Origin of the sequence: Streptomyces hilarionis (assembly GCF_024539675.1) — a bacterium.
GTDB classification, from domain to species: domain Bacteria; phylum Actinomycetota; class Actinomycetes; order Streptomycetales; family Streptomycetaceae; genus Streptomyces; species Streptomyces hilarionis.
Genome location: NZ_JAHHIT010000054.1, coordinates 64,346 through 74,631, shown reverse-complemented (window position 1 = coordinate 74,631; position 10,286 = coordinate 64,346). Strand labels below are relative to the sequence as shown.

The 10,286-nt window shown below is 67.5% G+C and carries 10 protein-coding genes; 7 read left to right on the top strand and 3 right to left on the bottom strand.

Features of this window, described 5'->3' with window-relative positions; genetic code table 11:
- The first annotated feature begins 611 nt into the window (after positions 1 to 611).
- A complete protein-coding gene (locus KMS84_RS14035) occupies positions 612 to 1,196 on the top strand; it encodes a DinB family protein (protein WP_256916530.1) in 585 nt (194 codons plus the stop codon).
- Between the two features lie 603 nt (positions 1,197 to 1,799).
- Here the strand turns inward: KMS84_RS14035 and KMS84_RS14030 are convergent.
- Positions 1,800 to 2,936 carry an amidohydrolase family protein gene (locus KMS84_RS14030; RefSeq protein WP_256916529.1) on the bottom strand — a complete coding sequence of 379 codons (1,137 nt, stop codon included), beginning with the start codon at positions 2,934 to 2,936 and terminating at the stop codon, positions 1,800 to 1,802.
- Positions 2,937 to 3,912: 976 nt separating this feature from the next.
- Here KMS84_RS14030 and KMS84_RS14025 point away from each other — a divergent pair.
- Together KMS84_RS14025 and KMS84_RS14020 are read left to right on the top strand one after the other, a co-directional pair.
- Complete coding sequence (locus tag KMS84_RS14025) at positions 3,913 to 5,187, top strand: ATP-binding protein (RefSeq protein ID WP_256916527.1); 1,275 nt, start codon at positions 3,913 to 3,915, stop codon at positions 5,185 to 5,187.
- Positions 5,184 to 6,305: a tetratricopeptide repeat protein gene (locus KMS84_RS14020; protein WP_256916526.1), complete on the top strand. Its 1,122-nt coding sequence runs from the start codon at positions 5,184 to 5,186 to the stop codon at positions 6,303 to 6,305. Before KMS84_RS14025 ends, KMS84_RS14020 begins: the two co-directional genes overlap by 4 nt.
- 208 nt (positions 6,306 to 6,513) lie before the next feature.
- Here KMS84_RS14020 and arsM read toward each other — a convergent pair whose 3' ends face one another.
- Positions 6,514 to 7,407, bottom strand: a complete 894-nt coding sequence (gene arsM / locus KMS84_RS14015; protein WP_256916525.1) for an arsenite methyltransferase — start codon at positions 7,405 to 7,407, stop codon at positions 6,514 to 6,516.
- A gap of 104 nt (positions 7,408 to 7,511) precedes the next feature.
- Here arsM and KMS84_RS14010 point away from each other — a divergent pair, with 104 nt between their 5' ends.
- From KMS84_RS14010 to KMS84_RS13995, 4 genes are all read left to right on the top strand, one after another.
- On the top strand, positions 7,512 to 7,886 hold the full coding sequence (locus tag KMS84_RS14010; protein WP_256916524.1) for an ArsR/SmtB family transcription factor: 375 nt from the start codon (positions 7,512 to 7,514) through the stop codon (positions 7,884 to 7,886).
- Positions 7,883 to 8,626, top strand: coding sequence for an aquaporin (locus tag KMS84_RS14005; RefSeq protein ID WP_256916523.1), 744 nt, complete (start codon positions 7,883 to 7,885; stop codon positions 8,624 to 8,626). Before KMS84_RS14010 ends, KMS84_RS14005 begins: the two co-directional genes overlap by 4 nt.
- Before the next feature lie 26 nt (positions 8,627 to 8,652).
- Positions 8,653 to 9,075 carry an arsenate reductase ArsC gene (locus KMS84_RS14000; RefSeq protein WP_256916521.1) on the top strand — a complete coding sequence of 141 codons (423 nt, stop codon included), beginning with the start codon at positions 8,653 to 8,655 and terminating at the stop codon, positions 9,073 to 9,075.
- 330 nt (positions 9,076 to 9,405) lie between these two features.
- The gene (locus tag KMS84_RS13995; RefSeq protein ID WP_256916520.1) at positions 9,406 to 9,600 is read left to right on the top strand and encodes a ubiquitin-like domain-containing protein; all 195 of its coding nucleotides are present in this window, start codon (positions 9,406 to 9,408) and stop codon (positions 9,598 to 9,600) included.
- 360 nt (positions 9,601 to 9,960) lie between these two features.
- On the opposite strand, the gene KMS84_RS13990 is transcribed toward KMS84_RS13995, so the two are convergent.
- Positions 9,961 to 10,242 (bottom strand): hypothetical protein, encoded by a 282-nt coding sequence (locus KMS84_RS13990; RefSeq protein ID WP_256916519.1) that lies wholly within the window; start codon positions 10,240 to 10,242, stop codon positions 9,961 to 9,963.
- Between the last annotated feature and the right edge of the window lie 44 nt (positions 10,243 to 10,286).

Sequence of the window (10,286 nt, the reverse complement as noted above, 5' to 3'; positions counted from 1 at the left end):
CCTCCCGACCCTCCCGACGAGCCTCCCGGTCGAAACCGCTGCCCTCACTCTGGGGCTCTTCCCGCTCATAGCCTGGGCCTGCGCGGACAGGCGACTGCGTGTCCGCCGGACGCTCGCCGCCGGCCTGGTAGGCGGTGCGCTGTTCTGTGCTGCTCGCGGCAGGCACCGCTGCCGCGGGAGCGGTCCGGCGGGAACGGGTTGTTGATCGGTCCCGTGCCCTCAGCCAGGTGGAAGTCGGAGAAGGAGCGGAGCACCGTTTCGCAGTGGGCACGTGTCCGCGCCGCGTACTGCGGACCTGGTGACGCTGTGCCGGTCATCGCGTTCGGCGTCCCCGGGCCTTGTTCCGCACTGTCTTCGGGGCCGTCTCGGCGGTGTGGCCAGCCTTGCGATGCTGCCGGTGCAGGCGCTGCGGCTTGTTCGCGATCTGCATCCAGCAGGTGAAGTCCCGCGCATCCGTGAACCGACGTCTTAGAGGCCGTCTCGCGTCGCGCGTTCCTCGAGCTTCTTCAGTATCTCGGCGGTGGCCGTGGCCGGCTTTCAGCACTGCCGGTCCGTGCTGTCCACGTACAAGATCTTGAGCCCGCGAGCGGCCGATGGCAGGCTCATGCCGCATGATCGATGAATTCGCGAAGGACACCCTGCACGGGAGACTGCGGCGGGACCGCAAGGCGCTGCTCTGGAAGCTCGACGGCCTGTCGGAATACGACGCCCGCCGGCCTTTGACGGTGACCGGGACCAACCTCCTCGGCCTGGTCAAACATGTGGCCAGCGTCGAGGCCAGGTACTTCGGCGAGGTCTTCGGCAGGCCGTCACCGGAACCGCTGCCGAGGTGGCAGGACCACGACGGCAGCGATCTCTGGGCGACTGCGGACGAGACCCGCGATCAGATCATCGAGTCCTACCGACGCACGTGGGACCACTCAGACGCGACGATCGACGAACTCGCCCTCGATGCCCCGGGCCACGTGCCGTGGTGGCCGGAGCCCCACCTGCACACGAACCTGTTCGCCGTCCTGGTCCACGTCCTCGGTGAGACCAACCGGCATGCCGGGCACGCCGACATCCTGCGCGAAGGCGTGGACGGCCGAACCGGGATGCGCCCCGAACACGAGATGCAGATCGATGAGAAAGCCCGCGCCACCTACCGAGCGAAGATCGAGCAGGCCGCCAGATCGGCCACATCAGTCGAGGCATAGCAGGCTGTCTGCGTAGGTCAGAAGCAGGTTCTGGCACAAATCGTGGGGAGCGGTCGCGGACGGTGAGGGCGCTGTTCGATTGAGGGGTACAAACCCCCGGTGGCTCGAGGCGGAGAATTCAGCTTTTCGAGATGATCAAGGGTGTGTCGTGGGGTGAATGGTGGGGGTCAGCTGTGGGCCGGCACGGCGCAGCCGTCGGGGCCGCAGACCGGAGCGTCGCCGCCGGTGCCGGGGGTGAGCGGGTGCGAGGGGTTGTTCGGAGTTGCCGCATCCAGATCTCTCCTTGCTCGCCGACCGCGTAGCCGCCAGACAGCAGCTCGGTCCTGCCCGCGGGGTGCGAGGGCCTCCCACCACTTCCACCCGCCGCCGAGTCGGTCCGCGAAGGCACCCATGTGGACAGGCTTCCCTGCCCGACGCCGCAAGCATTCAGGGGGCGACCATCAGATCGACTCATCAAAGAGACACGCTTTACATGAGCGCATCAAACGCTCACTTGGAAGAGCCTGCATGAGACCGCGTTATGAGGCAGCCGCGCATCGCACACTTCGGCCGCACTCGCGCCTTACAGCAAAGCATTCTTTCACTCCGGCCGACGCTGGGGTATCACTTCACGGGCACTTCCATCCTGAACAGTTTCTCTGCATTTCGGAAGGCGATCTTCTCCTTGTCTTCGCGCGGCATATCGACTCCGCGGAACCAGTCGGTCTGCTCCTTTATTTTCGCGAACGGGTAGTCGGTTGCGAACATCACTCGATCCACGCTTATGTACTTCAGCAGGAGAGCGAGCAGTTCGGTCTGGGGGAATGCGCTGGTAGTGACCCAGAAGTTATCCTGGAAGTATTGCGCGATGGGCTTCTCGAGCGAGTCTTCGGTCGGCCCTCCCATGTCATTGACGATCCGCTCGTAGTAGAAGGGAAGACCTTCACCCATGTGGCCGATGATGATTTTCAGTTTGGGGAACCTGTCGAAAACCCCGTACGTGATCATCCGAATGCATTGAATCAACACCTCCTGATGCCAGCCGTATCCAGACCCACTGAAAATATAGTCTTGGTGATCTTCCGTGTATGTAGACCGTGTAGTGCTGTAGTAGATCTTGAAGACGTCGTCAGCTGGGTAGCCGGGATGCAGATAGATCGGCACATCGAGAGCAACGGCACGTGCCAACACAGGCTCGAAATCGGGATGATCGAGATACTTCTTCGCGATGTGCCCGTTGGTCAGTGCGCCCAAGAAGCCATCTTCCCGAACCGAGCGTTCCAGTTCGTCCGCCGCCGCCTCCGGGCTCTGCAAGGGCAAGGTGGCGAAAGCCTTGAAGCGGTCCGGATATTTGGCGATGGGCCCGTCTGCAAGTTGCCGGTTTAGACGATGGGCAAGGTCGATACCCCTCCGCCCAGAGACATTTTGCACGGAGGGTGTATGGGCAGAGAGGATTTGCATGTTGAGTCCCCCCGCATCCATATCGCCGATGCGGCGTTGGCCTAGGTCCGAAAGGCCAATTCCCTCAAGGAACGCTATGTGATCCTGATCGATGGAGTTCAACTTCAACAACGTGGGAGTCGAGAAGGTCTCCTCAGCGCCGATGAAGGGCAGGTCCTGGTCGCGCCGCGAAATGTCCGAAGTCTTGTCCGAAGTCTCATTCTCGGTCGCTTCCGAGAGGAGGGCGTGCGTGGATACGCCGGCACCAATGCCAAGTGCCGTGCTGGCGGTCAGAAAGCCGCGGCGTCCCATGGGCTTCATGTCAGTCCCTCTCTTCAGGCATGTGTGTGGTGAGGTATCCGTACGGCATCCGTCTGCGAGATGCTTCAGGGGGTCTCGCGTCCCGCTCGCGCACCGCGGCAGCGCTCAGGCGAGGAACCGCTGGCTGGCGCGCGGCGGCTGTGAGCTGACGACCGCCCGCGTGCGCGCTGTGCGGGCCGGCCCGCGGCGGGCCCGGCACCGTTGTCGGCGTGTGACCCCGCATGCGGCGACAGGGAACGCTGTCGCCAGCGCCCTGGTGGCCACCCCGAACCTCCGCAGTGGACTATCAAGTTCCGGCATAGCCCCGACGCTAGGCCCGATTCCGTTCTGTTTCGTCATACTGCGGTCGTCATCCCTCGGGAGACAGGCGGTACGACGTTACTCCGACGGGAGTACTCTCCGGAGCGCCGTTGAACACGCGCACGAGAATCAAGGACCGTCCCAACTGGGGCCGGAGTACAGAGATGGGCCGGGCTGCGCTTTCCCCGATGGTGCTGCGTCGACTGCCATCACTAGCCTTCTGCATACGGGTTGCATCGCATATCCGCATGCCTACTTCCTACCGAGCCAACCTGAGACGAACCTTCAAGGCTGCTCACGCGTTCCGCCAATTGATCAGTTGTGGGAACTCCTCGAGCCGTTGCTTCCTCCGTGGCCCGATGAAGGCGCCCGGTCCGCGGCCGGTACCGGATCGGCCGTGCCTGAAGGGTGTCTTGTACGTGCTGCATACCGGGTCGTCCTCGAGGGCGATCCGGTGGCGTTGTCACGTTGTCGACTGGGACTGTCTGACGGCGCGTCGGGGCAGGGTGGGCTCGGGAGCCGGGCCTGTGCCAAGGCCGCGGCGGCAAGGCCGACGACGCCGGTGCACCGGCAACGCGCGGGAGGTGCCCAGTGGTTCTCGACGGCCGCATCGCCGCGGCTCGTCAGGCCCAGGGCCAGGGCCGGCCTCGTGACGGTGAGTCCGTAAGGTGGCGCCATGTCTGACGTCTCTCCCCTGATACAGAGTCTGCGCACGGCCGTCGAGACGGCGCCGGCTGACGTGCCTCTGCGACTGCACTTGGCCGGCCTGTTGCTGGATGCCGGTCAGCAGGACGACGCGGTCACGCACGTGGCCGTCGCACTGCAACACGCGCCAGGCGACACTCAGGCGAAAGCACTGATGACACGCGCGATAGGCACGCCCTCGCCCGCGGGAATCCCGCCTTCTGAGCCGCCGCCGGCCCCGGCAACCCCGCCCACGGAGCCCGCGGCCGATGCCCCTTTCAACTGGAGCGCCGCCGCCGACCAGGTCAAGGACGTCCTTCCGCCGCGCTTCGTGGAAGAGCCCCTGGCCACCGACGGCAGCGGCGACCCCGAAGGCGCCCCCGCCTGGGAAGTCGATGCTCCGGGCACGGTACGCCTGGCCGACGTCGGCGGCATGCGGGAGGTCAAGGACCGGCTGGAGGCCGCGTTCCTCGCGCCGCTGCGCAACCCGGAGTTGCGTCAGCTGTACGGCAAGAGCCTGCGCGGCGGCCTCCTCCTCTACGGACCTCCCGGCTGCGGCAAGACGTTCGTGGCACGCGCCGTCGCGGGGGAGCTCGGTGCGAACTTCCTGTCCGTGTCGGTCAATGACGTGCTGGACATGTGGATCGGCAACTCCGAGCGCAACATGCACGAACTCTTCGAGACGGCCCGACGGCAGGCCCCCTGCGTCGTGTTCCTCGACGAGCTGGACGCTCTCGGCGGCAAGCGCAGCCGTACGCAGAGCGCCGGCATGCGCAACACCGTCAACCAGCTCCTTACTGAGCTGGACGGCATCAACGCCGTCGCCAACGAGGGCGTCTTCGTACTCGCCGCGACGAATGTCCCCTGGGACGTCGACATCGCGCTGCGCCGCCCTGGGCGCTTCGACCGAACGCTCCTCGTCCTGCCTCCCGACGCACCGGCACGCGAGGCGATCCTCCGATACCACCTGCGCGAACGCCCGATCGAGAAGGTCGACTTGGGCAAGCTCGTCAAGCTGACCGACGGCCTGTCGGGGGCCGACCTCGCCCACCTGTGCGAGTGCGCGGCGGAGACGGCCCTCCTCGACTCGGTGCGCACCGGTGTCGTCCGCATGATCGGCATGAAGGACCTGCTCGATGCCGCGAAGCAGACGGTGCCCTCGACCGAGCCGTGGTTCGCCTCGGCGCGCAACGTGGCGATGTACGCCAACGACGGCGGCATGTACGACGACCTGGTCGCTTATCTCAAGAAAAGGCGGAAGCTGTGACCACGCTGCACCCGACCGTCGAACAGGCCCAAGCGCTGATCGACTTCGAACGGTATGACCAGGCCTTGGCGCTGCTGGGCCGCCACCTCGCCGACGATCCGGGCGACATACGCGCCTGGGTCAAGATCGGCTACTGCCATCTCAACACGGCGGCGCCGCGGCAGGCGAGAGAGGCGGCCGACGAAGCCCTCAAGCTGAACCCCGAGGACTACGGCGCGCTGATGTTGCGCGCCCGGGCCATGGTGGACGACGGGGGTTGGCTCGACGTCGAACCCGTGCTGCGCGAGGCGGTCCGGGTGGCTCCTGAGGAGTCGTACCCCCGTGCCATGCTGGCGGACGCCGTGTGGCGAGCCGCGATCGTCAAGCACGCCCGGACGACGGGCACGGGGGCGATCAGTCATTCCGAGGTGGATCGCGTTTCCCGCGAGGCTGCCGACCTGGCCATGGAGGCATTGCGCCTGGGCCCCGAGGACCTCTACGCCCACGAGGTCGCGCACCGCATCGCCAGTGCGGCCGGCAATGGCACCGTTTCCGATCAACTCGACGAGGCCATTCTCCGCATCGACCCCACGCACGCCGAAGCCCTTGCCCGCCGGACGAAGAAGGCCGCCGACGCCCCAGGTGTGAACGCCGCACAGGCCGCCGAACTGTACGCGGGCGCACTGGCTGGCCAGCCGAACTCTTCCTGGATGCAGCAGCAGCTCGACCGCGCCACCTACCGGCTCCTGCGGGGCACTCGATGGCTCGCGCTGCTCTGCCTGGTCACGGCAGGCGCCATGATCAACCTCTTCCCCTCGGACGACCACCCGGCCCCGGCGCTGCCCCTGCCCATCGGTCAGCGACTGTGGTCCATGGTGATCATGGCGGCGATCTGGGGCTTCGGCGCCTGGCGCCGCTACCGGGGGCTCCGCGCCGGGGTGCAGCTCAACGTGCAGTCGCTGATCCGCCGCGGCCGCTGGGCCCGCGTCGTCCTGGCGCAGTCGGGCTGGGCCATGCTCTGCGCCGTGCTGATCGCGGGACCTGCCTGGGCGGAGCTGGCCGGGCCCCGCCTCCTCTTCTGGGCAGGACTCGTGCCCGTCGCGGCCACCATCTGGTTCGACAAGAACAAGGCCCGGTAGCTCCTTCGGGGACGCAGCCGACCGAGGTCTCGGGTAGGTGTCGGTGTGCCGGGCCTTCCACCCGCAGGTGAGCGCGTTCCTGCGAGCTCCGACTCATGAGCATGAGCGAAGCGGCGGGCGCGAGCGGGGCACCACGGACGTATGAGTGGAAGGTGCTGCGAATGGGTCAGGTCCCTCCGGTGCGAAGGGTCCTGGGCCGGCGGTGGCGTCAGCTCTGGCAACCACATCCCGACGCCGTCTTGGCCTCGGTCACGGTGAGGTCGGGGTTGACGGAGGTCTCGGCCGCCGTACAGCAGGCGTCGACGCCGCAGCAGGCAGCACTCGATTCGGCCGCCGGCCCGGTGCTTTCGGCGGTCGCCGGCTTCGTGGCGCGGACGATCGCGGAGTGGAGGCCGTCGGCGACCGCGTGGGTCGGAGTGATCTCGACGTCGGTGAACCCGGCGGCTTGGAGTCCGGCGCGGTATTCGGCGAAGGAGAGGGCGCCGGCGATGCAGCCGACGTAGTCGCCACGTTCGGCGCGCTGGTCGGGCGTGAGACGGTCGTCGGCGACGACGTCGGAGACGCCGATCCGGCCGCCGGGCCTCAGGACGCGGAAGGTCTCGGCGAACACCGCGGGCTTGTCCGTGGACAGGTTGATCACGCAGTTGGAGATGACGACGTCGATCGTGTTCGCGGGCAGCGGGACCGCTTCGATGGTGCCCTTGAGGAACTCCACGTTCGTCGCGCCCGCCTTCGCCGTGTTGGCGAGGGCCAGGGCGAGCATCTCGTCGGTCATGTCCAGTCCGTACGCCTTGCCGGTGGGGCCGACGCGGCGGGCGGAGAGCAGGACGTCGATGCCGCCGCCGGAGCCGAGGTCCAGGACGCGTTCACCTTCGCGGAGTTCGGCGACGGCGGTGGGGTTGCCGCAGCCGAGGGAGGCGGCGACAGCCTCGGCGGGCAGAGCGTCGCGCTCCACCGCGGCGTACAACGTCGAGCCGAAGTTCTCGTCGACCTCGACCGGCTCGGGCCCGCAGCAGGCGGTGCCGCCCTCGGTGACCTTGACGGCCGCCGCGGCGTACCGCCGGCGGACGGTTTCGCGCAGGTCGGTGGACTGCTCACTCATGACTTCACTCCTGGATGACGGGCATGGCGGCGCCCGGAACGGCTTGTATTGACGCTCATTGATGCAACCTTGCACCTTGGATCGAAAAACATCAACATAGAGGTATGTCGAAACAAGAGCTTGAGGCGACCGGCCAGGACGCCGCCTGCTGTCCGGGCCTGTCCGCCGCCCCGCTGGACGAGGAGCAGGCGGCCGACCTGGCGAAGGTCTTCAAGGCGCTGGGCGATCCCGTGCGGCTGCGGCTGATGTCGATGATCGCCTCGCGCGGGGAGGGCGGGGAGGTCTGCGTGTGTGAGCTGACCCCGGCCTTCGAGCTGTCCCAGCCGACGATCTCCCACCACCTCAAGCTCCTGCGGCAGGCCGGGCTCATCGACTGCGAGCGCCGCGGGACCTGGGTGTACTACTGGGTCCTGCCCGGCGTCCTGGACCGGCTCGCCGCGTTCCTGACCGCGCCGCAGCCCGCCGGAGCTCCTGCGTGAGCGCGCCGCTCGGCCGCCGGGTCGCCGCCGAGGCGATCGGGACCGGGCTGCTGGTGGCGGTGGTCGTCGGTTCCGGCATCCAGGCCACCGAGCTGTCGCATGACGTCGGTGTCCAACTGCTCGCCACCTCCCTGGCCACCGTCTTCGGCCTCGGCGTGCTGATCGCCCTGCTCGGGCCGGTCTCCGGCGCGCACTTCAACCCCGCCGTGACCCTGGCCGCCTGGTTCACCGGCCGCCGCACACAGGGCGGCCTCGCTCTGCGGGACGTCGCCGCGTACGTGCCGGCCCAGATCGCGGGAGCGGTCGGCGGGGCGATGCTGGCCGACGCGATGTTCGCCAAGCCGCTGGTGAAGCTCTCCACCCACGACCGGTCCGCCGGCCACCTGTGGCTCGGCGAGGTCGTCGCCACGGCCGGGCTCATCCTGCTGATCTTCGGCCTGAACCGGATCGACCGTGCCCCGCTGGTCCCGGCCGCGGTGGCCTCCTACATCGGGGCCGCCTACTGGTTCACCTCCTCCACCTCGTTCGCGAACCCCGCCGTGACCATCGGCCGCACGTTCACCGACACATTCGCCGGGATCGCGCCCGCCTCCGTCGCCCCCTTCATCGCCGCCCAGCTGGCCGGCGCCGCCTGCGGGCTCGCCGTCGTGACCGCGGTTCATGGCCCGCACACCGCTGCGGCCCGCCGTGCGGTCGAGATCCCGATCGGCGAACCCGAACCCGAACGCGCAGCCTCCTGACCACTCCCCCGAGAAAGACACCCGCCATGAGCTCCCCCGCCTCGCGCCCGTCGGTGCTGTTCGTCTGCGTCCACAACGCCGGCCGCTCCCAGATGGGCGCCGCCTTCCTCACCCACCTCGCCGGGGACCGCGTCGAGGTCCGCTCGGCGGGCTCCGCACCCGCCGCCTCGGTCAACCCGGCCGTCGTGGACGCGATGAAGGAGGTCGGCATCGACATCTCCGCCCAGACCCCGAAGGTCCTCACCACGGAGGCGGTGCGGTCCTCGGACGTGGTGATCACCATGGGCTGCGGCGACGCCTGCCCCGTCTTCCCCGGAAAGCGGTACCTGGACTGGCAGCTCGACGACCCGGCCGGCCAGGGCGTCGAGTCCGTCCGCCCGATCCGCGACGCCGTCGAGCAGCGGGTGCGCACTCTGCTCGACGAGCTGGGAATCCCGGCCTCCGCCTGATGGCACTCCGGGGCGCGATCAGGCGCCGAAGGGCGGCACCTGCTGCACGGTGAGGTCCTCGCGCAGAACTGGTACCAGGTACGCATTCCAAGCCCGCGGTGATTCGTACGCGAGCCCCGGGTGGGCTCAGCTCCTCAGCTCGCCGGGGCCGTAGTCGCCGACGCAGCGGGTCTCACCGAGCAACCGAGCCCAGCCCCCCACCGCGGCCGGCTGGAAGCACTCACGCAAAGCGGCTGGGAAAGGCCGCCCGTGACGGTGCGGAACACCTGTTTCACGGTGCCTGAGCGGTGGAAGGGCTGAGCGGTACTTCTTCGCTCCTTGGAGGACTTCATGCCAGAAGATTTCGAAGACGTTCCTGAGCCTGAGGACGACACCATCGAGAACACCATCGACGAGACCGGGATTGACCCCAAGGACATCGAAATGGTCATGAATCAGACTGGTGCGTCAAGAGCGAAGGCAGTCAGAGCTTTGCAAGAGAGCGGCGGCGACCTCATCAACGCGATCATGGCGGCCAGCGGCTAGGTGGCGAGCCACAACCGTGATGACCGTGATTGGTCAGCATCGTCGACGAGTCCGGGTGGAGTAGTTGGGGTACAGCGACTCCCCTCAGAACAATCATGCTCGGTTAGCACGTCGACTGAAGGGGCCGCTGAGGTTCAGGAAAGATCGCAGGGCGGGTTCCCTGGCCGGCTACGTCGGCGGGCGGGTCGAATCCACCGGCGTGCGCGCCGCGGCTATGTGTTCCTCGGTACCGTCACTGCCGCAACCCTGATCATCTGGCTCCCTGCCTGATCGCCGGACGGTTGCTCGCCTCCAGTCGTCCCGGATCAGAAGACGGCCCAGGCTTCCCTCGGCAACCGGTGATAGGCGTCATCCATGACATCAGCGGCCAGGAAGACGGGACGCGTCAGCAAATGATCGCCGGCTCGCTGAACGCAGAGCGAGCGACACCCCAAAAGTGAGCGATCCAGGCTCGGCTCCAGGCAGATAGAAGAGCTCCGTGAATGGTTCCCGGCTTTCCGCGCGATCGAACAGCCACCGTTGCAGCTCGGAGGGAACCTGGCCGACCAACGCGGCCTCGTCGGCATGGACTTGCGGTCCCCGGCGCGCATCGATCGAGACTGCCCGCAACTCCTCAGCGGCGAAGTAGATCTTCAGGCCCACTTCAGAGTAGGTGTGGCACACGACGTTCCAACGCGGATAGTGCC